Origin of the sequence: Barnesiella sp. ET7 (assembly GCF_024733785.1) — a bacterium.
GTDB classification, from domain to species: Bacteria; Bacteroidota; Bacteroidia; order Bacteroidales; family Barnesiellaceae; genus Barnesiella; species Barnesiella merdigallinarum.
In genome coordinates, this window is the sequence record NZ_JANRHM010000025.1 from 11862 (window position 1) to 36150 (window position 24289).

The 24289-nt window shown below is 44.4% G+C and carries 18 protein-coding genes; 14 read left to right on the top strand and 4 right to left on the bottom strand.

What is annotated here, in order from left to right; all coding sequences use genetic code 11:
- Positions 1 to 3 precede the first annotated feature (3 nt).
- The 5 genes from NW211_RS12815 to NW211_RS12835 all read left to right on the top strand — a co-directional run bounded on the left by NW211_RS12815 (position 4) and on the right by NW211_RS12835 (position 8355).
- Entirely contained in the window at positions 4 to 783 is a 780-nt protein-coding gene (locus NW211_RS12815; protein ID WP_258328102.1) for a DUF3823 domain-containing protein, read from the top strand.
- On the top strand, positions 780 to 2729 hold the full coding sequence (locus tag NW211_RS12820; protein ID WP_258328103.1) for a GxGYxYP domain-containing protein: 1950 nt from the start codon (positions 780 to 782) through the stop codon (positions 2727 to 2729). Before NW211_RS12815 ends, NW211_RS12820 begins: the two co-directional genes overlap by 4 nt.
- Positions 2726 to 3583, top strand: a complete 858-nt coding sequence (locus tag NW211_RS12825; protein WP_258328104.1) for a hypothetical protein — start codon at positions 2726 to 2728, stop codon at positions 3581 to 3583. The genes NW211_RS12820 and NW211_RS12825 overlap by 4 nt, the downstream gene beginning before the upstream one ends.
- A 246-nt stretch (positions 3584 to 3829) precedes the next feature.
- Positions 3830 to 5968, top strand: a complete 2139-nt coding sequence (locus NW211_RS12830; RefSeq protein ID WP_258328105.1) for a T9SS type A sorting domain-containing protein — start codon at positions 3830 to 3832, stop codon at positions 5966 to 5968.
- Positions 5969 to 6060: 92 nt separating this feature from the next.
- A complete protein-coding gene (locus NW211_RS12835; protein WP_258328106.1) occupies positions 6061 to 8355 on the top strand; it encodes a GH92 family glycosyl hydrolase in 2295 nt (764 codons plus the stop codon).
- A 175-nt stretch (positions 8356 to 8530) separates the two neighbouring features.
- Here the strand turns inward: NW211_RS12835 and NW211_RS14190 are convergent, their stop codons facing one another.
- Positions 8531 to 8806 (bottom strand): glycoside hydrolase domain-containing protein, encoded by a 276-nt coding sequence (locus NW211_RS14190; protein WP_375379593.1) that lies wholly within the window; start codon positions 8804 to 8806, stop codon positions 8531 to 8533.
- 336 nt (positions 8807 to 9142) lie between these two features.
- Between NW211_RS14190 and NW211_RS12840 the strand changes: the two genes are divergently transcribed.
- Positions 9143 to 10699 carry a type I restriction-modification system subunit M gene (locus NW211_RS12840; RefSeq protein ID WP_258328107.1) on the top strand — a complete coding sequence of 519 codons (1557 nt, stop codon included), beginning with the start codon at positions 9143 to 9145 and terminating at the stop codon, positions 10697 to 10699.
- A gap of 334 nt (positions 10700 to 11033) precedes the next feature.
- Positions 11034 to 12272, top strand: a complete 1239-nt coding sequence (locus tag NW211_RS12845) for a site-specific integrase (RefSeq protein ID WP_258328108.1) — start codon at positions 11034 to 11036, stop codon at positions 12270 to 12272.
- Between the two features lie 473 nt (positions 12273 to 12745).
- Here the strand turns inward: NW211_RS12845 and NW211_RS12850 are convergent, their stop codons facing one another.
- The 3 genes from NW211_RS12850 to NW211_RS12860 form a co-directional block, all read right to left on the bottom strand.
- Positions 12746 to 13768 carry a Fic family protein gene (locus NW211_RS12850; protein ID WP_258328109.1) on the bottom strand — a complete coding sequence of 341 codons (1023 nt, stop codon included), beginning with the start codon at positions 13766 to 13768 and terminating at the stop codon, positions 12746 to 12748.
- A gap of 163 nt (positions 13769 to 13931) precedes the next feature.
- Complete coding sequence (locus NW211_RS12855; protein ID WP_258328110.1) at positions 13932 to 14237, bottom strand: helix-turn-helix domain-containing protein; 306 nt, start codon at positions 14235 to 14237, stop codon at positions 13932 to 13934.
- 40 nt (positions 14238 to 14277) lie between these two features.
- On the bottom strand, positions 14278 to 14589 hold the full coding sequence (locus tag NW211_RS12860) for a helix-turn-helix domain-containing protein (RefSeq protein ID WP_258328111.1): 312 nt from the start codon (positions 14587 to 14589) through the stop codon (positions 14278 to 14280).
- 464 nt (positions 14590 to 15053) lie between these two features.
- Here NW211_RS12860 and NW211_RS12865 point away from each other — a divergent pair, with 464 nt between their 5' ends.
- From NW211_RS12865 to NW211_RS12895, 7 genes are all read left to right on the top strand, one after another.
- Positions 15054 to 15518, top strand: coding sequence for a DUF3408 domain-containing protein (locus NW211_RS12865; RefSeq protein ID WP_258328112.1), 465 nt, complete (start codon positions 15054 to 15056; stop codon positions 15516 to 15518).
- A gap of 229 nt (positions 15519 to 15747) precedes the next feature.
- Positions 15748 to 16122: a MobC family plasmid mobilization relaxosome protein gene (locus NW211_RS12870; RefSeq protein WP_258328113.1), complete on the top strand. Its 375-nt coding sequence runs from the start codon at positions 15748 to 15750 to the stop codon at positions 16120 to 16122.
- Complete coding sequence (locus NW211_RS12875) at positions 16119 to 17048, top strand: relaxase/mobilization nuclease domain-containing protein (protein ID WP_258328114.1); 930 nt, start codon at positions 16119 to 16121, stop codon at positions 17046 to 17048. The genes NW211_RS12870 and NW211_RS12875 overlap by 4 nt, the downstream gene beginning before the upstream one ends.
- Positions 17049 to 17097: 49 nt before the next feature.
- Positions 17098 to 17865: a hypothetical protein gene (locus NW211_RS12880; protein ID WP_258328115.1), complete on the top strand. Its 768-nt coding sequence runs from the start codon at positions 17098 to 17100 to the stop codon at positions 17863 to 17865.
- 4 nt (positions 17866 to 17869) lie between these two features.
- Positions 17870 to 19072 (top strand): site-specific integrase, encoded by a 1203-nt coding sequence (locus tag NW211_RS12885; RefSeq protein WP_258328116.1) that lies wholly within the window; start codon positions 17870 to 17872, stop codon positions 19070 to 19072.
- Between the two features lie 255 nt (positions 19073 to 19327).
- On the top strand, positions 19328 to 20362 hold the full coding sequence (locus NW211_RS12890; protein WP_258328117.1) for a restriction endonuclease subunit M: 1035 nt from the start codon (positions 19328 to 19330) through the stop codon (positions 20360 to 20362).
- Positions 20359 to 24288, top strand: coding sequence for an Eco57I restriction-modification methylase domain-containing protein (locus NW211_RS12895; RefSeq protein WP_258328118.1), 3930 nt, complete (start codon positions 20359 to 20361; stop codon positions 24286 to 24288). The genes NW211_RS12890 and NW211_RS12895 overlap by 4 nt, the downstream gene beginning before the upstream one ends.
- The last annotated feature ends 1 nt before the right edge of the window (position 24289 follow it).

The window sequence follows — 24289 nt, forward strand, 5'->3', positions numbered from 1 at the left end:
ACCATGAAAAAAGTTTTTTTATCATCAATATTTGCCGCACTTTTACTCTTTTCCTGTGATTATTTCGAGTATGATAATTACGAAGCTCCAAACTCGGGAATTGAGGGGCAAGTGGTTGATGCAAAGACCCATGAATTAATTCTTGGGGAAGCTGCAAATAGTTATAAGGTAGAATACTACGAGTTGAGCTGGGAGGAGGCCGGACATACAAACACGCAATCTCGCTTTTTCTGGGGGAAAGCCGACGGTACATTCAAAAACTCGAAAATATTCGCGGGAGAGTATAGAATTACGTTGAAAGAGGGAGCTTTCTATGCTCCTGATCCCGAGTTTGTAAAATTGGAAAAAAACAAACTCACCCAGTTGAACTATTCTGTCATACCGTATGCTCGAGTAAAGATTGACAATATTGAGATTACAGGGAGCAAACAAAATAATCTGACCATAGAGTATACAATTGAAGATACGGAAAATGAGATAAATACCGAAAATGTTGATGCCGATATCTATTCTCTGAGCGAGTCTCAGGTATTTATTTCAAGCAAGTCACCCAATGTTGGTATCACAAATTCAGAAACAAAATATACGATACGGGCTAAAAAGGAATTTACAAGAGGTGATGACTATACTCCGGGCACACCTTTCCAAGTAAGAGAAACAAATGTGCGAAACTTGGAGCCTGGTAAATATTGGGTAAGGATTGGAGTAAGAACGGGCAATCCTTATAAAAGATACAATTTTAGCTCTATCCAGGAAATAACCATACCAGAAATAGATGAATGATGAAAACCAAATATATTTTTGTAAATATACTATGCCTCATGGGCTACATGACATTGTCGGCTCAGACTACTGTACCTTCGACTAACGGAGCATTGACAATTCCGATGAATGACGAGAGTGTATCGATTGTCTTTGATCCCAAAGGAAGTGCCATGTTTGATGACGAAGGAATAAGAGGAGCCAGCGATGGTCTTACGGTCAATTTGGGTGAAATAGATTTTGGGAATAATGCCTATAATACGGTAAGCGTAGAAATGGCTAATGTCATGAAACCTTCATCTGACAACGGTTTTGAATTTTATGCCGAGAATATGTTGATTAAGCCTAAAACCGATTTCATCATAGGGCAGGAAATACCTCATTTGGATTCTTATGAATCGGACTTGCAACCCCAGAGTGGATTATTCTTTAAAAACAATAATCTCCCAATCGAAGATATCTCTATATATGATTTAAGGAATGATGACAGCTACGGGAAGATAACGGCTTGCGTAGCACAAGGCATTCTTAATCAGGAAAATGCTGAAGTTTATCTGGTCTTGGAGAATCATCACCAAACTCAGTTTGAAGATATATATGGACCGGAAGGAGGTACTTGGCATCTTTTGTGGACTGATTTTTCACCCCAAAAGTACTCTGGACTTGCCACACTCATAAATGACAATAAAGATAAATTTTCCAAATTCGTGTTATGGGACCCTGAAAAAGAATGGACTTGGTGTATTGCCCAAATGATCTGTGCTCAACAAAAGGGTCTCCCTGTAACGGCAGAAATCAAGGAATTTTTGAATACAGAGTTGAACCTGAATTTGGAGTGTGAGGATATAACAAACAAGTGGAGTAACAAAATCGAGGCATACCAATGGGCTATTGATAATTTGGCTGACGGTTGCCACAAATATTTAAGTTTCTCGGCTGGTTTAAGAAGCGATTATATTTCAAACCCTTGGAAGATATACGATTATGCAGCAGCTTCGAAAGGGTTTGTATTCTTTCTGAAAAATTCAATACCCGAGGAGTCCGAGATGATAACAAAGATATGTCAAAAAATGAATTATCAGCCCGGAGCCTCAACCATGGGGTATGGAGCCGAAGATGATGGTGACGGACTCAATAATGCCACCAACCCCTATAATGTCGGGTTTATGGTCAGCGATTACTATGCAAATGGTAGTTTTTGGTGCTCTTTTCCCAACAAGTCTTTTCAGCAGAGAAAAGGACGTGCTGTAAAAGCAGAACCTGGTAAAATATATGTAAGCCTTATTTGGAGTGACGGTGACAATATCCAATTTGATGCCAATCAAATGTATAATATGTTCAAGTCGGCACAAGGCCGCGGCGAGGTTCCTGTGGGATATACGATGGCTTCATCTTTGCAGGAACTGAATCCCAAATTATTGGAGTTTTTCTATCAGAATCTTACCCCGAATGATGAGCTGTTGGCCGGTCCGTCAGGATTCCAATTCATTTATGGCGACAAGTATAATGCCGAAAATTACGGTAAATGGTTGGAGCTAAATCGCAAATGGTTAGAAACGGCTGGATTTCACACGGCCTGTCTCTGGAATACGACCGATAAGGAAAGATTTGGCGAGTATATGAGAACCTGTGGGCTGCAAGGGGTCTTTGATGGGTTTGACAATAATAAAGAAAGGTATGAAATGGGTAACAACGGAGAGGGTATCGTTTGTGTTTTACAGGGAACTCACTGTTGGAATGAAGGCGATGTATTTAACGATTTGATAAAAATAGCTCCGGACGGTACCAAACCCATATTCCACAACGTTTACCTTATTGCAGCAAATTATGGAGGCACCGATGGTTATCAACGTTTGATAAGAGAGCTGCAAAAACTTGAAAGTTATCAACCGAATACTTTTGAATTTTTGCTCCCCATGGATTTATGCGCTACATTAAAGAACTATATAGAGAACAATCAACAATGAAAAGTATAATTCATATTTTAGCAGTCATTTTATTGCTTCGTATATCATTTGATGTTTATGCGGACGACATACGCATTCCGGCAAAGGGTGATGAATCATACTCGGTCTCAATCGTTGACAGAGGAACCAATGGAGCCAGATACGATGCAACCACAGAATCTATTATTAAGACCAGCGATGGAACCAAGATAAGAATCAAGGATATAGATTTCGGGGAGGGTAATTATGGGACCTACAATCAATTCTTTTTTGAGTACAACTGTCCGGACGATATTCAAGATGCTTATTTTGATGTCTTTGTAGAGGATACTACAACTCCGTTCCTTTCTATTCCAATATCGAGGACTAATGAAGACGAATATGTCGGTGTTTCTCAGGTTATGGACTTCGGACTATTGGGCAATCATGATATTTTCATTAAGTGGAGAAATCATTCGGCTTCCTTGAAAACGATAGGGCTCAATGCATTGAAACCCGTTGCAAAGGTAGACTTGATACGAACAGGATCATTATCCACCTATAAAATAAGCAGTTCAGCCATCAGCATGAATGGTGTACAAAACTTGAAAATGATTTGGAAAGGCAATAATGCCAACGTTAAGAATGTCATATTTGGGAACACAGAATCGGCCATTCATGGAACCACAAGCAATGGAGATATTCGAATAATAAAGAATGACAATAACATAATTCTTGAAAATCCGGCAGGGCTCTTGAAATGGGTAGAGATTTATTCCATAAACAGTATCTGTGTATTCAAGTCTTATGTAGACAGCCATAGGCTTGAAGTAAATTTAAATCCTGGGATATATATTGTAAAAACAGATTCCGGGGTATTTAAAATATTAATTTGAAGCGTTTTATCTTATCTAATTGAGGAGCACATTTCTATAATAAGGCGACTGAACGAGTACAATTGTACGTTCGATTATTCGAAACGGTTGACCGGTCACCCCTGCGGAGCTATTGTTATCGAATGGCCCGATAAAGATATTGGGGTAAGTTGTAACAAGGGGATTGCCAATTTAGAATCTACCTTGTTATAGGAGGATTATTTTATTATACCAGATTATTTCATATCAAACGAATGTATCACATTTATGAATAAACATATCTATATATTGTCTCTATTATTTCTAGTCTCTTTCGCAGCTAAATCGCAAAGTACAATAGGCGTTTTTGATTTGAGATATACCTTGGAAACCGATCTTAACACGATCGACGGTATCAATACCGCATGGGACGATGTCCATGCGGTTGCCACTTTACAAGGCATTGTCAACAAAAATGCTCCCAACCTATACATCTATTTCGTCATGGAAGGGAATAACGATATAGATGCCTATTGGTGGAACAAATATTCGCAAAAAGGCGAATGGCTGTATGGGAAACAGACAGTAACCTATGAAACTCTTGAAGATTTATTTGAGGCTTACAAATCAAAAATCGATGGAGCCGTGATCTATGATGGAAAAGTGGCATCAACGAGCAATGTCGCATCATCGATTGCAGGAATAGAAAATTTAGTCGCCATTCGCTATGATTTGTCTCCCAACAGTTTATATTCCAGGCTCATATTGAATGGCCCCAAGTTGGAAGTCAAGCAATGGCTTGTCAACAAAGATGGAACGTCGCTGTTTACAGGAACCCCCGGAAGTCTTATACCTGGGACAAACAGGGTATCGAGCGGTTCGCTAAAAAATGATCCCTATATATGGTTCATAGAGAATTATATCAAGAAAGGAAAGTGTAATACTGCGTATGCGGCATATTATATCGATCAGTATTGGAAAACAAATCCAATGGCTACGGTAAGAAATCATCACACCTTGTGCAACCATGATTTTTTTGTCAGTAAAGGAGCTTTTTTCTTTGATTTATCTCCATGGGGCGATGAACCAGCAACAGACGACCCGTCGCAACCGGTTGGAACCGACTTGAATACTTTGAAAGAGATGCTGCTGTTGGCATATCGGCAAAACGACAATCAAAAAATGTGTTATATAGGCGGTTTCCCGGCCTGGGCATTTAAATATACCAAGCATGCAAACGGCATTCATGACGATGTCCCTACCGAATGGGAATTTAGCCGTATAATAAGTGCATACAATGCATTTAAAGATGCTGACGCTATTGGATATGGGGCTTTGGCAAATGCCTCTTTTTGGCAACATTTCGAGACACAGAATACTTATGAGCAAAAATGGGTAAGCAATGATGACTTGATTGAAAGAGGCTTGTTGACAGAAGATGGGAAGGTAAATTATAAAAATAAGAATTTCATCATATTCTATGTGGGTGATTATGATGCCTCATCTTGGATAACACAAAGGACGCCCTCTATCTGGGACGATCCAAACCGGGGGAAACTCCCATTAATGTGGTGTATAAGTCCCGTATTGGAAGAGCGTGTACCTCATGTGTTACATAATTTCAGAGTGACAGCAACGGAAAATGACTATTTTGCTGCATCTGATAACGGAGCTGGTTATCTGATGCCGGGAATGCTCATTGAGCCGAGAGAGATATCGGGCCTTCCATCGGGATTGAATGTATGGGCTAACCATTGTAAAAAGTATTATACCAAATGGGGCTTGACCATAACCGGCTTTATTATCGATGGGACGGCTCCGGGATTAAATGATGAGGGGTTGGATTGTTATGAATCTTTCAGTCCCAATGGTATTGTTCCTCAAAAAACGACCATTGCAAGTTTGCATAACAATATGCCGGTTTTGAGGGCCGACTTGGATATCAACGACAGTGACCCCAAAATAGCGGCTCAAAAAATTGTAGACAGAATAAAAGAGAGGAAAGAAATACCATTCCACTGGTTTAGAAATATTTTGAAGACTCCTACCTGGTATTGCGACTTGATAAAAGAGATACAGGCCTTGGACGATTCGGTTATATTGCTAGATGCGCCCTCTTATTTTGAACTGTTACGAATATACCTGAAATCAAAAGAAGACTCTTCGGTGGAAACTTCTCTTGCCAATAACGACGGACCCGATATTAACTTGACTGATAATATAATAAAGATTTTAAGCAATTGTGTTATACACCAAGTTGCAGTATATACCGTCGACGGGCAGAAGGTTTATGAATCCAATCCAGATTCATGCAGCATCAATATGGATATAAATAACTTTAACGATGGGGTATACATACTCAAATACACGACTGATAAGAATCATACATCAGGAATATTCAAGTTTGTCAAAGGTGAGGTCGGTTAAAACCTTATCTTTGCATAAATTCCATATCGATGACTATTCCTATTTTGTCAGCAACTATTTATTTCCGGAAAATCCAAACTAAAACAAATGATATGAAGACTTTGAAACTGTTATCTGCAATTGGTCTGACAATGCTGGCTGGTTGTCAACAGAATACGACCAGTTATGAAACAGGCTTGGAGCCTGTCGATTATGTAAATATCCTTATGGGAACAGACTCTGAATTTCTTTTGTCAAACGGAAACACTTATCCCGCGGTTGCCATGCCGTGGGGTATGAACTTTTGGACTCCGCAAACGGGTAAAATGGGTGACGGTTGGGCTTATACTTATTCTTCCAAACAAATAAGAGGATTCAAGCAGACTCACCAGCCTAGCCCGTGGATCAACGATTACGGGCAATTCTCAATCATGCCGGTAACCCGGGATCTGAAAATTGATGAAGAAGAGCGTGCCTCTTGGTTCTCCCATAAGGCCGAGACGGCAACTCCATACTATTACAAGGTATATTTGGCCGATTATGATGTCGTAACCGAAATTGCACCGACTCAACGAGCTGCGGTGTTTCGTTTCACATTCCCCGAGGGAGATCGCTCTTTTATTATTGTAGACGCCTTTGATAAAGGATCGTACATAAAACTCGTTCCCGAAGAGAATATGATTGTGGGATATACCACCAAGAACAGTGGCGGGGTTCCCGAAAATTTCAAAAATTATTTTGTCGTTCGATTTGATAAACCTTACACCTATCAGTCTGTATGGTCCGATTTCAAAGAAGTTAAGGGAAAATCGGAGCTAAAAGATAACCATGTGGGGGCAGCGATAGGTTTCTCAACGAAAAGAGGCGAAAAGATTCAAGCATTTGTCGCTTCATCATTTGTCAGTCCCGAACAGGCTTTGCAGAATTTGAAGGAAGTCGAGGGCAAGAGTTTTGACACTATCAAGGAAAATGGGCGCGAGCGATGGAACGAAGTGCTGGGGCGTATCCAGATAAGCGATAGAAATATAGACCACATGCGTACATTCTACACCTGTCTCTATCGCTCGGTGCTTTTTCCAAGAATGTTCCATGAAATAACGGCCGACGGAAAAACCGTACATTACAGTCCTTACAACGGGCAGGTTCTCTCGGGATATATGTTCACCGACACAGGTTTTTGGGATACATTCCGAAGCCTTTTCCCCTTCGTGAATCTTGTATATCCCGAGATGGCCGAGCAAATGCAGGAGGGGCTGCTGAATGCCTACCTTGAAAGCGGATTTTTCCCCGAATGGGCAAGTCCGGGACATCGCAACTGTATGATTGGAAACAACTCGGCATCGGTCGTTGCCGACGCATTTCTGAAAGGAATAACCAAGGCCGATGCCGAAAAGATGTATGAGGGGCTGGTCCATGCGACGACAAACGTTCATTCTGAAATAAGCTCAACGGGTCGACTCGGATATGAATACTACAATAAACTTGGTTACATACCTTATAATGTCGGTATCAACGAAAATGCAGCACGCACTCTCGAGTACGCCTATGACGACTGGTGCATCTATCAGATGGGTAAGAAACTGGGCAAGCCCGAAGCGGAAATTGCCATCTACAAGGCCCGGGCAAACAATTACAAGAATCTGTTTAACAAGGCAACCCGTCTGATGAGCGGAAGAAACGAAGACGGTTCGTTCCCTCCCTTGAACCCTCTGAAATGGGGCGATGCATTTACCGAAGGGAATGCCTGGCATTATACCTGGTCGGTTTTTCATGATATAAACGGCCTTATAGAACTTATGGGTGGTCGAGAAATGTTTGTACAGATGCTCGATTCGGTATTTAATCTGCCTCCGGTCTTCGACGAAAGCTACTACGGATTCGTTATTCACGAGATACGGGAAATGCAGATTATGAATATGGGTAATTATGCTCATGGCAATCAGCCTATACAACACATGATTTACCTGTATGACTATGCCGGACAACCGTGGAAAGCTCAGTATCATTTGCGCGAAGTGATGAACCGACTGTACAATGCCGCTCCCGATGGGTATTGCGGAGACGAAGATAACGGACAGACCTCGGCCTGGTACGTATTCAGCGCTCTCGGCTTCTATCCGGTATGCCCTGGTACTGACGAATATGTGTTAGGAGCACCGCTGTTTGAAAAGGCTTGCATCAATCTTTCCAATGGGAAGAAAATCGAAATCACCGCCCGGGAGAACAGTAGCGAAAACAGATATGTCGACGAGCTCAAAGTCAACGGAAAAGCTTACACAAAAAACTATTTGAAATACGGTGATTTGCTAAATGGAGCAAAACTTGACTATACAATGTCGGACAAACCAAACTTGAATCGTGGAATTAATCCCGAAGATATGCCTTATTCTATGAGTTTGGCGGAATAACTGCTAAACGACATTATTGTATTCGATTAGCTGATTAAATTAAGGGCAGAGTGTATCTGGCTTATTAAAAGTCACTACACTCTGCCTTCTTATTGGGTACTGGTTCATTCTCTTGTCGTGATAAAAGATGACAAATCTGATATTTTTCCTCTGTGGGAATAAGCGGTTTACGGCGCTATCGGGCATTTAACCAAAATTCGAGCGTACCTCCATTGATGATAGCTTGGTGTTCGAGCTTGAAATTGCTTAATTCGGTGCCGTTAAGCGTTACTTTCTCCACATATATTGCTTTTTTACCTTCCCGATTTACCTTTATGGTGAATTTGTTTCCATTGTCGAGATGTATGACTGCTTTGTCGACCGATGGCGAACCGATGACGTAACAGCCTGATGCCGGGTATACGAGCTGGTTGCCGTCGACTGACAGGCCTGAGCGACAGCCTCCGTGCACTTTGAACCCTCTGCACAGGAAGAGCCTCCGTAACCCCGTGGCGGGTAGTGCGTCAGGCTCTTCCCTGTTTTTTGCCAGGCCGCATCTCCCCGCAGCCGTTGGCGAAAAAGTACGGCTCTTTTCTTCGTCCAATCAGACGGAATCCCTATCTTTGTCATAGGCAAACGACAATCGTGAAGCGATGAATGGCCGGGGGGCTGCCGGTATGGCCGCGCGGTCAGTTTGCGCGGGAGAAGCGGTGCGGCCCGACAGGCCCGAACCGGCGGGCATGCGGGGCATCGTCGCCCTCCCTCCCGGGTATGCCCCCTGGTTTACTGAACGTTGAAAACTACTGAAATGACAAGTACACAGCAAAGAGAAGAGTTACAGGCCAAAATCTGGAAGATTGCCAACGAGGTGCGAGGCGCCGTCGACGGCTGGGATTTCAAGCAATTTGTATTGGGCACCCTGTTCTATCGGTATATCAGTGAGAACTTCACCGACTATATCGAGGGGGGCGACAGCAGCATCGACTATGCCACTCTGCCCGACAGCGTAATCACTCCCGCGATAAAAGACGATGCCGTCAAGACCAAAGGCTATTTCATCTACCCGAGCCAGCTTTTTGTCAACGTGGTGAAAACAGCCTATACCAACCCCAATCTCAATACCGACCTGAAAGCAATCTTTGATGCCATAGAGAGTTCGGCCAACGGATACGCCTCGGAGAAGAACATCAAGGGGCTCTTTGCCGATTTCGACACGACCAGTACACGGTTGGGCAACACGGTCGATAACAAGAACAAGCGCCTGGCCGCCGTCTTGAACGGGGTAGCCGAGTTGGACTTCGGAAATTTCGAGGAGCATCAGATCGACCTGTTCGGCGATGCCTACGAGTTTCTGATCAACAACTATGCCGCCAATGCCGGGAAGTCGGGCGGCGAGTTCTTCACCCCACAGAATGTCTCCATGCTCATTTCGCGGCTGGCCATGCACAAGCAGACGACCGTCAACAAGATATACGACCCGGCCGCCGGGTCGGGCTCGTTGCTGCTTCAAGCCCGTAAACAGTTCGATGAGCACATTATCGAGGAGGGTTTCTTCGGGCAGGAAATCAACCACACCACCTACAACCTGGCCCGCATGAACATGTTTCTGCACAACATCAACTACGACAAGTTCAACATAGCCCTGGGCGACACCCTCATCGACCCCCAGTTCGGGGACGAGAAACCCTTTGATGCCATCGTCTCCAACCCGCCCTATTCAATCAACTGGATTGGTTCGGGCGACCCCACGCTCATCAACGACGACCGCTTTGCCCCCGCCGGAGTGCTAGCCCCCAAGTCGAAAGCCGATTTTGCCTTTGTGCTGCATGCGCTGAGCTACCTGTCGGGCAAGGGGCGAGCCGCCATCGTCTGCTTCCCGGGCATCTTTTACCGCGGCGGAACCGAGCAGAAAATACGCAAATACCTGGTCGACAGCAACTATATAGAGACCATCATCTCGCTGCCCGCCAACCTGTTCTATGGCACATCGATTTCGGTCAATATCCTGGTACTCTCCAAGCACAAGCCCGACACGGCAATCCAGTTTATCAATGCCAGCGGCGAAGGCTTTTTCACGAAGGAGACGAACAACAATGTGCTGGAACCGAAGCATATCGACCGAATTGTCGACATTTTCGACCGCAAGGCCGATGTGCCATACATAGCCCGGTCGGTCGATTACCCGCGCATTGTCGAGAACGATTACAATTTGTCGGTGAGCAGCTATGTCGAGGCCGAAGATACCCGCCCGCAAACCGACATCAAGGAGCTGAACAGCCGCCTCCGCCGCATCGTGGCCCGTGAGAACGAACTGCGTGCTGCAATTGACAAAATCGTGGCCGAATTGGAGGAGGAGCAGGCATGAGCAGGTTGCAGGAGTTGATTCGGTCGCTTTGCCCCGATGGGGTGGTGTATAAACCGTTGGGGGAAGTGTGTTCAATTACTATTGGCACCACTTTGAAGAAAAGCAAAAGACAGTAAAATCCTGATTTCCAAGCGAAATCGGGATTTTTTGTTTTCTCCCGACACGCAAAAAACGGCAAAATATTACCGTTTGAGGTGGAGCAAAAGGTGGAGATAAAAGGTGGAGCAAAAATCTCCACCGAATTAGGCTCTTTTTCACTGATTGTCAATATTTTGCATAGCAAGAAAACGGGGACGGTTTCCTACTTTTGTACAAACTAAAAACTGTAGGAAAAATGAAAAGAAGTTCATTCAATGTGCTTTTCTTCTTGAAGAAGACCAAGCTGCTGAAAAACGGAGAAGCATCCGTTTGTATGCGTATCACTGTAGATGGTACGCGAGTTGAAAACAACATTCGCAAAAGCATTGACCCGTCTCTCTGGAGTCAGGCAAAGGAATCCGCCAGAGGAAAAAGCCGCAAATCATGCGATCTGAATGCCTATATCGAAAATGCGAGAATCAAATTACATCAGATTTTTTGTGAGCTGGAAGAACAGAACCAGCCTATAACGGCACGTCTGTTACAGGAAATATTTTTCGGACAGGACAAAGAACCGGAAGCGGTACGCACCCTCATCAGTACCATGCAGGAGCACAATGACCAATGCCGTGCCTTGGTCGGTAAAGACTACGCCCTGATTACCGTTCGCCGTTATGAAAGCTGTAAGCGCTATCTTGCCGAACTTATCAGACAGAAATACGGAAAGGATGATCTGCCGCTGGCGGAAGTCAACGGTGAGCTGGTACGTGCCTTCGAATTTTATCTGAAGACGGAAAAGGAATGTCAGCAGAATACCGTTATCCGTTATATGAAATGTCTGAAGAAGATTACTAATCTGGCACTGGCCAATGAATGGATAGCCAAAGACCCGTTTATCGGTATCAAGTTCCACGAAAAAGAAGTAATCCGTGAATTTCTTACCATGGACGAACTGCTAACCATCTACCACAAGGAGTTTCCTCTGGAGCGAATCACCGTAGTTCGTGATGTTTTTATTTTTGCTGCCTTTACTGGTTTGGCTTTCATCGACGTGCAACAGCTTTCCCCAGAGCATATCGTAAAAGACAACAACGGGAACCTGTGGATCAGGAAGCCTCGTCAGAAAACAAAGAATATGTGTAATATCCCGCTATTAGATATTCCTTTGGAAATCCTGAGGAAATATGCAGATTATCCTACCTGCAAAAAGAAAGGAGTATTGCTACCTGTCCCCTGCAATCAGAAGATGAACAGCTACCTGAAAGAGATCGCCGACCTATGTCAGATAAAGAAGAATTTGACGACACATACAGCACGTCACTCGTACGCCACATCTGTCTGTTTGGCCAATGGAGTCAGCATTGAGAATGTAGCCAAAATGCTCGGTCACTCCAATATCAAAATGACGCAGCATTATGCAAGAGTACTAGACAGTTCCATTCTGAAAGATATGAACAATGTAAGGAGTGTACTTTCAAGCAATCTTTCTCGTTAACAGCAACCCATTCAAACAATTCAGAAATTATGTTGAATCATTCTATCATACGGATAATAAGCCGCAAATTCTGCGGTTAATTATCCGCATGAATATCTTGACAGTTTTTGCTTCAATCTCCGAATTATAAAAAATACCCATCAGTCGCCTATTTCCTCGCCGTCCATAGAAGTTAGTACAGACTCTCTTGAAAGCGAAAAGGTCTGGCGGCTATGCCGTTTCGGGCAGAATCTTCCTCCTTCAGAGCGTATTCAGCCCGAAAACCTTTTCCCTTTCACGTCTGTACAATGAACGCCGACGGCAGCGGAAACAAGCGACTGACGGAAAAGTCAGAAAATAAAAAATAAAACAGCATATAGAAGAAAATTAAAATCACGTCCGATTCTATATGCCGTTTTCATCACTTAAAAAAGGATATTTTTTAGAAATATAATAAAATGGGCAGGCGGTAAACTGCGCTCCCTCCAGAAAAATCAATCCGTTTTTTCTACGACCTGCCAGTGTCCGCCTTTATCCGGTCCGACACGCTTGAGTATTCCTTCTGCCTTCATCTTGGCAATATGCTTTTCCACAGCTTTAGGGGTTATGCCTATCCGCTCGGCAAGGGCAGCTGCACTTAGTGAATTGTCTTGAGATAGCAGAGCAATAATTTTCTCCCTACTTTTCACCTTTTTCTTCCTACTTTCTGTCAGTTTCTCCCCACTCTCCGGAATATCTTCAATGGACTTACGATAAGTTTCAATGTCATAAGCAAGATTCTTCACCATAGTGGCAGTCATAAAATTCCGGAATATACTTAAATCTTCATTTTCCCGGGTTTCCACCAATGCTTTGATGTATTCCTCCTTATCATCCTTAAGGATTTTGGTCGGAATCAATCCAAACTCAAATTGAAGCATGTTCATTACAAGACGTGCCATTCTACCGTTACCATCAGCCCACGGATGTATAGTCACCAAATGATAATGGGTATCAAAACTGAGCTCGTATAATTGTACAACACTTTTGCTTGCATAATTTTTTCGTTCTTGATTCAGCCAATTGCAAAATTCCGCGAGTTTTACCGGGACTTTACTGTAATTCATATACGATTTGCCTCCAACTCCTGCCGTAACATTCAACAGGCGTAAGTCTCCCTGTGCAGATGAGAAATCCCCCAATGCAGTCTTATACTCCTGTCCGGTATTTTTCAGAACAAGAGCAGAGAGACTTTTCAATAAATCAATAGTTATATCAGTATGTGCGTGAGCTAGTTTTATGGCAGTCTCATAAGCGTTTTTAAGATCAAGATTCATGTTCTGCTCCGTGATACTTTTCCCTTTCAGGCTGATTCCCTGGTCGAACATGATTTGATTTTCAAGCTCTGTTATAGTCGATCCCTCGATAGCCGTGGAATGAGTAATGAGTGAATACAAATAGAACTTGTCATAATCTATCTGCTTGTCTATTTCCAATTCCCGATAAAGGGAGATCAATTTTTCAAGTTCGGTTTGCATATTATCTTCTATTTTTCACAAATATATATTTTTCTTCCTACTTCTCATTATTTTCTCCCCACTTTATTTGCTTTTCTCCCTACCTTTTGCAATAAAACAAATAGAATCTGCATCAACCACATGTTGGATAGGTGATACAGATTCCAATAGAGTGATACCGATTTTATTCATTAAGTCTGTACGCCTCCTTGTACCCTTTCATCAGTGTTTTTTCTATGTCGGAAGCCCGGTAGAGAATCTTTCCGCCTACCTGTGTGTAAGGCAGAATGCCGTTGTTGCGGTAGTCCTGCAAGGTTCTCCGGCTCACTTTCAACAGGTATGCCACTTCCTTGTCCGTCAGCAGTTCATCGCCATAGGCAGACTGTTGCCGTTTTTCCAATAATCTTTCGAGCAGGGCCAGCAGCCTGTCGAAATTCGAGTGGAACGTTTTTACCCACTCGTGGTCCTTTTCTCTGATTTCATTACTCATACGCGCTTGATATTGGTTATACATTATTCTTGAAACTCGTTCAAATGGTCTTGCCTTTCCAGCGGGCTTCCTTGCGTTTGTCCTCCACGTTTCCGACCACCCGCTCTACATCGTCAGGACGGTAGTAAGTCCGGTTCCCGATTTTCGTAAAGGCAAGCGTCCCGTTATCCCTCAGGGTCTGCAAGGTTCTCGGACTGATACGCAACCTGCGGCAGACCTCGTGGTTGTCCATCCATTCACCTGTTTCCTTTCCGCCGTGTTCACGGCACAGACTTTCCACCCGATGCACGAAGTGATCCAGTTTGGCGGCAATCTCCTCGAAAGTTCTCTTTTCAAAGCTGATGATTTCCATTTTCTTCTTTATTTTCTATTTAAACATATATTCAAGATTCCGTAACAGAACAGGTCTTTTACAGCCGATATTCCATCATGTCTCATTGTCCTATTCTCGGCTGGAAATGTGACTGTTTTATCCTGTTCCCACTGCAAATAAAAGCAGTAGAAATCACACTGCAATGGATTTTCAGACCGGTGACGATGCGTTGCCCGGAATGACATCATGTTACATATCAACCGCATACAATGAGCCTTCTTCATAAACGGAATCCGCTTGAACAATCCGGTATGGAGAGATCACTCCGACAAATCACAGCAGGTAGCACCGACCGCCCAATCGGTATAGTGCACGAGGTTACATAATTGCCACGGTATCTCCATTTGCTTGATTCTGTTCACTATACACATTTCCTTTGCTCACAACAACGAGTCAAGGTGCGCACCGAGACCAATGAGTAAACCGAGTAAAATCAAAAATGTATGGTAACAAAAAAGAAATTGACCAAAGAAGAATGGGAGGCTATGACAGGTACGGATATGTCACTCATACTCCCGTCAGATGGCAGCATTGAAACTGCCCTGGAATCATCCTTGAATGATACCGGAAATAGAGAACAGGCAAAGTCTGTAGAACAAATAGAAGTTCCATCCGAGACCCGGCAACCGCCAACAGGAAGAGAGAAAGCCTTTCCAGCGTCTCAGCGTCGTATAAGCACCAGGCAGAGGAAACTTTCTCTGGACGAATACCGGAAGGCCTTTCTTCAGGTTCCAAGAATCGAAGACCGCAAGCCCGTGTTTGTTAGCGGCGAGGTACGTGACAGGCTGGACGAGTTTGTCCGCAGGTTGGGAGGACGTAAAATGAGTGTTTCAGGACTGCTTGAAAACATCGCCCGGCAGCATCTTGAAATCTACTCGGAGGACTTCGAGCTGTGGCGAAAGCTGTAACATTTTCCTGAATGACAGACTTGCTTACTGACTTCAGTCATTACAGTATTCAGACTGTCAGTAGCCGACCTGAGGGAGTAACGGACAAAACTTCAGTTTTGGAAGTTAGCGAGGTTATCTTTCGGGCATCCCGAAAAACCTCGCTCCACTCCCGAAGAGTGGAGGCAATCCGCTCCCGATGGTCGCAGATTGTGAGAAAAAGAATAATCAGAAATCAAACAAAGGAAATATGAATGACAGAAAGAAAAACAGGCCGAGAGGACGCCCCAGAGTAAGCGGAGTGTGCAAACTCAGCAAAGCCGTTACAGTGAAATTCTCCAAGATAGACTATGAACGGTTATGCCGGCGCAGCAGACAGGCCAACCTCACGCTGGCGGAATTTCTCCGCGTATCAGCCTTTGAGACGACGATAACGGCCAGGCACTCTGCCGAGGAGACTACCTTCATACGCAGTCTTACGGGTATGGCGAACAACCTGAACCAACTGACCCGTCTGTCCCATCAGGCCGGATTCCACCGTACCCAAAAGACGGTGACAGAACTCCTGCAGAAGCTCAAGGAGATTATTGTCCGGTACAGGTACGGAGAAAGGAGGCCGTCATGATTGGCAAAATCAAGAAAGGGAAATCCTTCGGCGGCTGTATCCGCTACGTGATGGGCAAGGACAACGCGGCAATCATTGACTCAGATGGCGTATTGCTGGGAAATATCCGGGAAATAACGGCCAGTTTCAACTCCCAACGTGAGCTTAATCCGAAGATAAAACAGCCTGTCGGACACATCGCATTGAGCTTCAAGCCGGAGGACAAGGCATTGCTGACGGATGAATTTATGGCTAAAATAGCCCGGGAATACATGGAACTGATGGGCATAAGGAACACCCAGTTCATTCTGGTAAGGCATCATAATACGGACAACCCGCACTGCCATCTGGTCTATAACCGCATCGGGTATGACGGCAGGGTAATCTCTTCCCAAGGCGATTACAAGCGTAATGAAATCGCCACGAAAGTGCTTAAGGACAGGTACGGGCTGACATACGCCGAGGACAAAGGCAAGACTAACGTGGAGAAACTCCATGCTTCGGAGCGTGTGAAATACGAAATCTTCAATGCCGTCAAGGCGGCTTTGAAGCACTCCGGAACATGGAAAGAGTTCAACGATTATCTGCTTCGCCGGGGCATCAGGCTGGAATTTGTAAAGCGTACCCGGGAGATAAAAAGGCCGGAGGACATACAGGGAATCCGGTTCACTAAGGACGGGCAGACCTTCAAGGCTTCACAGATCAGCCGGGAGTTCAGCTTTGCCAGACTGAATGCCCGGCTGGGCTGGAAGACTTCGGAATCCCAACAGGAATCCGAACGTAAGGTGCAGCAAAGGATACCGGACGGAGGCCATCTTCTCGAAAGTACAGGACCTGGACTGTTCAGTCCTACAAACGGTACCGCTCCCGAAGAGCCGTTATCTCAGGAAGAACTCTTGCGCAGACGCAGGAAGAAGAGACAAAAGAGGAAAGGATTCGGATTGTAGTCCGTCCTTTCCCATTCAAATAATTCATGAACATTAAAATTGCAGGAATATGAAAATGGAAGAATGTATCGAGAGCATCTTCGGATGCCTGGAAAGAATCGAGGACAAAATCAACGGGTTGTCCGTCCCCTCGCCGGAAGGCAACAGCCCGACAGTTAATAATAAACAGGATGAGTCCGTGCTGAATGAAGTCCGGAATGGTCATGAGACATTTCGCAAATTGTTGGCTCGCGTGTACGAAGGCCTTGCCGCCATCAAGAACGATATGGTTTCCATGGACAGGAAAAACTCGTCACAGGAAAGACTTGGACAGGTCTTGTCGGAAATGCATAATGAACAGCGGCAGAACCAGGAGAAAGTGGAAGCCTTGTTTTATGAGACCAATGACACAATCAGAAAGAATGCCGTTAAGACAAGCAATATCAACCATCATTTCAGCCTGAGTTTGGAATCCCCGTACATCCTTGGGAGTTTTTCCGTGATGTTCGCGGCAATCGTGGCCCTGTCCGTGGCTCTCTGTTTTTCGACGAGAACAGATGACGAGCAAGTCGATAATGATCTGAAGTACCGTTATGTCAAGATGAAAGGAGAGGCTACCCCCGAGCAACTTGTGGAACTTGAGAACCTCTTTGGACCGAACCGGGATAACGAACGGATAGAACAAATGCGTGAGGACGTGGAAGCCTACGAGGAAGCGGTACAGAGACAGGCCACCCTGACCGAGCAGGCACGGCTGAAAGAACAGGCAGCGAGAGAACTGGACAGCAAGGCGAAGTCCATTAAGGACAAGTCTATTACGGACGAACCTAAAAAGTAAGCCTATGGCCAGTGTCAAAGTGAAATTCAGACCTTCCACCATAGAGGGAAAGGAAGGTACCGTCTATTATCAGATTATCCAGAACCGTGTAATCCGTCAGTTAAAGACGGATTACCGGATATTTACGGATGAATGGAATGAGACTGTAAGCTGTATCATTGTCGGTAGTTCGGAACGAAGCAATCTGCTTCTATCCTTGCAGGAACGCATGGAATGGGACCTGAAGCGGCTGGATATGATTATCCGCCAACTGGATAACCGGAAAGCCGGATATACGGCAGAAGATATTATAGCTTCTTTTCAAAGCAATACAGAGGGACAGTCGCTTTTCAACTTCATGCAAGGCATCATAACCCGTCTAAAACAGATGGGCAAGATACGCACGGCTGAAAATTATTCCTGTACCCTGAAAAGTTTCATGCAGTTCAGAGGGGACAGGGACATCCTTCTGTCTGAAATTGATTCAGACCTGATGCAACTTTATGAAGCCTATCTTCATGGAAAAGGTGTCGTACGGAATACCAGCTCATTCTACATGCGTATCCTTCGGGCGGTATATAACCGTGCCCTGGAAAAGGAACTGATAGAACAGCGCAATCCCTTCAGGCATGTCTATACGGGAGTGGACAAGACCGTCAAGCGTGCCGTTTCCTTATCCGCCATCAAGCGTATGAAGAATCTGGATCTGTCCTTACAGCCTAATCTGGAATTTGCAAGGGACATGTTCCTGTTCAGTTTCTATACCCGTGGCATGTCATTCATAGATATGGCTCACTTAAAAAAGAAAGATCTTCAGAACGGCTTCTTATCGTATCGCAGACGAAAGACCGGGCAGCAGCTGGTTATCAGGTGGGAAAAATGTATGCAGGAGATTGTCGGCAAATACCCGGTAGATAGCCTCAGTCCTTATCTTTTGCCGGTATCAAAATATCCTTTTAAGGATACGCACAAGCATTACAGGAATGTCATGTCCGGAATAAACCGAAACCTTAAAGAAATAGCCAGACTGGCCGATATATCCGTTCCTCTGAGCATGTACTGTGCCCGTCATTCATGGGCAAGCGCAGCCAAAGGCAAGAACATTCCGATTTCGGTTATCAGTGAAGGAATGGGACATGATTCCGAGGCAACCACACAAATTTATCTGGCCTCATTGGATAACTCCGTAGTGGACAAAGCCAACGCACAAATCCTGAAAAGTCTGTAGGATTGGAGAACGTTTAGCAAAAGCATTCATTTCTTAGACAGAGGGACTCACTCTTGCGCAAAGTTATACATTTTATTGAAAATCCTGCAATTCCGGCCGTTGGATTTTCATCCGGAAGTCATTGAAATTCAACTGTTGTTTAGCAATCCCACATATAATTCATCAGCAAATCAGCCTTATAGCCTGAGATCTCCCTCTGTCTAAGAAAGATGCAGACACCGGGACTTTCTCATCCCCTTTACGCACAGAAAGAAGATGGAGAAAACGACCGGAGAAGCCGACATACTGGAGAACAGACTGAAAGAACTTTCACCCGACTTACTGAATACCTTGCTCAAAGATCATACAACGAGTAAGGAAGGAAAACAGTGTAATATATTCTGGGCTACTTCCGATTATGAACAGCTCGGCAAAGGTTATGAATACGGGTCACAGATTCTCCCAGAGTTGATAACCGGAAAGAACGGGCATGTGGTCATGCCCCGTGTTCTGAAACACAGGGATACCCAAAGCACACGTTCTCGGGAAATGGCGGAGGTATTTACTCCGTCCTGGATATGTAATGCCCAAAACAACCTTATCGATGAAGCCTGGTTTGGCAGAAAAGATGTGTTTAACCATGAAGTGACATCTAAAGACGGTACACATTCATGGGAAATCAATCCGGATAAGATTGCTTTTCCTGAAGGCAGGACATGGAAAGACTATGTACGGGAAAACCGGTTGGAAATCACCTGTGGAGAAGCTCCTTATCTGGTAAGCAGGTATGATACGACTACCGGAACATTCATTCCCGTGGAGAAGCGTATCGGCCTGCTCGACCGTAAGCTCCGTATTGTCAGTGAGAATACTACGACAACACGTGAATGGCTGGAGGCAGCCAAGGATGCTTACAGAAGCATCTACGCCTATGAATGGCAGGGCGACAGTCTTCTTCTTGCCCGTGAAGCCCTTCTCTTATCCTTCATCGAATATTACCGGGACAAGTTCGGTAAAGATCCGCAAATTAAATCCATCAACCATATAGCCTATATCATCTCCTGGAATGTATGGCAGATGGACGGACTGAAAGGTGTTGTGCCGGACAGTTGCGGAGAACGTGTGCGAATGGAACCAAGTCTGTTCGGTACGATTGAAAGACGGGAACCGTGCGAGGGCTGTCTGAAAAATGACCTGACCAAGCACAACGGAATTTATTGCATCATCAAGGACTGGCGGGCTACAGACAAGGCAACAGGCAAAAAGGGGAAACGAATCCGATTTATCGACCTCATAAATGAAGAAGCATGAGATTCACATCGTCCCTGAAACTAAAACTTATCTATGTGTTCCGTATCAATGATGCGGCACACCGTGGATGCCTGAAGATTGGCGAGGCTACCTGTGAGGATGAAAACGTGTTCGGTCTGTCTCCTAACAGCAAGGCGCTCAATGAAGCGGCAAGAAAGCGTATCAACCAGTACACACAGACGGCAGGCATCGCATACGATCTGCTATATACGGAACTGACCGTTTATAACCGTGGCGGACTTCGTTCGTTCAACGACAAAGAGGTACACAATGTCTTGGAACGCTCCGGTATCAAAAAGAAAGTATTCGATACAGTCAACAAGGCCAATGAATGGTTCATCACCGATCTGGAAACAGTCAAGCGTGCCATTGCGGCTGTCAAGGAAGGCCGGAGCTCCCTTTCATCAGCGGAAGTTACCCGGGAATATTCTCCGATTGTATTCCGGCCGGAACAACAGGAAGCCATCAACAAGACTAAAAAACAGTTCAGAAAAGGCAACCAGATGCTCTGGAACGCAAAGATGCGTTTCGGAAAGACTCTTTCTGCCCTGCAGGTTGTCAAGGATATGGAGTTTCAGCGTACCCTGATTCTGACTCATCGTCCTGTGGTGGATGCCGGATGGTTTGAGGATTTCGGTAAGATATTTTACGACCGCAAGGATTTTGCATACGGTTCCAAGAACAACGGGGATAGTTTTGCCAGTCTAGAACGGCGGGCAGAAAGCAACGGGCTTCATTATGTTTATTTTGCATCCATGCAGGATTTGCGCGGTTCCGAACTTGTGGGTGGCAACTTTGACAAGAATAACGAGGTGTTTGCTACCGATTGGGACCTGATTATCGTGGATGAAGCGCACGAAGGCACCCAGACCGAACTGGGTAAAGCGGTTATGGGAGAGCTGGTCAAGGAACAGACCAAAGTATTGCGCCTGTCAGGTACTCCATTCAACCTGCTGGATGATTTCAAAGAGGATGAAATCTATACCTGGGACTATGTGATGGAACAGCGGGCCAAGATGAGCTGGGACGAACTCCATTTTGGTGACCCCAATCCGTATGCCTCACTGCCAACACTCAATATCTATACTTACGATTTGGGACGGTTGCTTCATGAATTTGTTGATGAAGATGTCGCCTTTAATTTCAAGGAGTTTTTCCGGGTCAATGAATCCGGCAGTTTCTGTCATGAAAAAGACGTGCAGGCTTTTTTGAATCTTCTTACCAAGGAGGACAAGAACAGCCTTTATCCATATGCCAACGAGGAATACCGGAATATTTTCCGCCATACCCTCTGGATGGTGCCTGGTGTGAAGGAAGCACGGGCTCTGAGTGCCATGCTCCAGACACATCCGGTGTTCCAGCATTTCAAGGTGGTCAATGTAGCCGGTGACGGTGATCAGGACGAGGAAAGCCTTGATGCCCTGGAAGCCGTGGAACAGGCTATCGGAAAAGATCCGGATGCCACACGGACCATTACCCTTTCTTGCGGACGGCTGACGACCGGAGTAAGCGTAAAGGCATGGACTGCCGTATTCATGTTGTCCGGTTCTTACAATACGGCCGCATCCAGTTATATGCAGACTATCTTTCGTGTACAGACACCCGCTACTATCAACGGACGGATGAAGGAGCAGTGCTACGTTTTTGATTTTGCTCCGGACCGTACCCTGAAAGTGATAGCCGAAACCGCCAAAATATCGGCCAAGGCTGGAAAGACTTCACAAAGTGACCGCAAGGCCATGGGAGAGTTTATCAATTTCTGTCCCATCATATCCATTGAAGGCTCACAGATGAACCGCTTTGACGTACCCCATATGCTGGAACAGCTGAAACGGGTATATGTGGAACGTGTCGTCCGTAACGGGTTTGAGGACAACAGCTTGTATAATGATGAGCTGATGAAACTGGATGATCTGGAACTACAGGAATTCGATGACCTGAAAAAGATCATCGGCCAGACCAAAGCCATGCCCAAGACCAACCAGGTGGACATCAACAGTCAAGGCCTAAATAATGAGGAATACGAGGAAAAGGAGAAGCTGGAGAAGAAACCCAAAAAGGAACTTACGGAGGAAGAACGGAAACGGCTGGAAGAACTGAAAAAGAAAACCAAGAACAGAGAAGCTGCCATTTCCATACTCCGAGGCATCTCCATCCGTATGCCACTGTTGATTTATGGTGCGGAACTGAGTGATGAAAATCAGGAAATCACGATTGATAATTTTGCCTCGCTCATTGACCCGCAGTCATGGGAAGAGTTCATGCCCAAGGGAGTGACCAAGCAGAAATTCAACAGCTTCAAAAAATACTATGACCCGGAAATATTCTGTGCCGCTGGAAAACGAATCCGTGCGATGGCACGTGCCGCGGACAAACTGAGTATAGAGGAACGAATCGAACGAATTACGGACATCTTCAGTACGTTCCGTAATCCGGACAAGGAAACGGTACTTACTCCGTGGCGCGTGGTAAACATGCACCTCGGTGACTGTTTGGGAGGCTATAACTTCTATGACACAGAGTATCAGAATGTAATTTCTGAACCACGGTTTATAGACAAAGGAGAAGTTACCGCAGAAGTTTTCTCCCCTGAATCCCGTATTCTGGAGATCAATTCCAAATCCGGACTTTATCCGCTTTATATGGCATACGGCATTTACCGAGCCAGAGTGAAGGCTTCTCTGTTCGCTGTAGAAACGATAGAGGAGCAGCAGACTGTATGGGACAAGGTCATAGCTGAAAACATCTTTGTCATCTGTAAGACTCCAATGGCAAAGAGCATTACCAAACGTACGCTTGCCGGATTCCGTAAAGCGAAAGTGAATACAAGATATTTTGAAGATTTAATCAACCAGATTAAGAACAAGCCGGAAAACTTTATAGCCAAAGTTGCCAAAGGCCATTCTTACTGGAAAGCCATAGATAATGACAATATGAAATTTAATGCTATAGTGGGAAATCCACCATATCAAGAGGTTGTTGATCAGAAAGAAAGTACAAATGGACAAAAGGTAAGCATAAGTATCTTTCAATATTTCCAAACTATCAGTGAAAAGATAGGAAAATATACAGCTTTAATATATCCAGGCTCTCGGTGGATTCATCGTTCAGGAAAAGGACTTGAAAAATTTGGTTTGGCCCAAATGAATGATCCTCATTTAGCTCTACTTGAATTTTTCCCTTGTTCTAAAGATATATTTAAAGATGTTGCTATTGCAGATGGACTTTCCATTGTACTAAAAAACATGGAAAAGAATGAATGTGGATTTACATATAAATATTCTGTAGGTGGTAAAACGATTACTATCCAAGCAAACAATCCAGGAAATGATATGTTTTCTCTCAATCCTCAAGATAATGAAATTATTAAGAGATTGGATAATGCAATCAAATCATTCGGATGTTTACATGATTCTATACTTCCTCGTAATTTATTCTCTATTGAAAGTGATTTTGTTGAGAAGAATCCTTCTCTTGTAAAAGAGTTTAATGATGGTGATTATTATAATCCCCAAACAGAGATTAAACTTTTTACTAATGATAAAGCTGGTAAAAGCGGAAGAGCTCGTTGGTATATTGCTAATAAAAATGTTATAGCATCGGGAAGTGAATATTTGAATAAATGGAAAGTAATTGTTTCTAGTGCTAATGCTGGAGGACAAAAGCGTAGTAACCAGATAGCTATTGTTGATAATCATAGCGCATTTGGACGTTCACGTGTGGCGTTAAAAACATTTGCGACAGAGAAGGAAGCTATAAACTTTTTCAAATATGCCACAAGTGAAATAATCCGTTTTGCATTTTTGCTTACAGACGAATCGCTTACTTCATTAGCTAAGAAAGTCCCAGACTTATTGGATTATTCAGATGAAAATGGAATCATTGATTATAATAGGGACTGTCGTAAAAAGAATAAAACTTTATAAC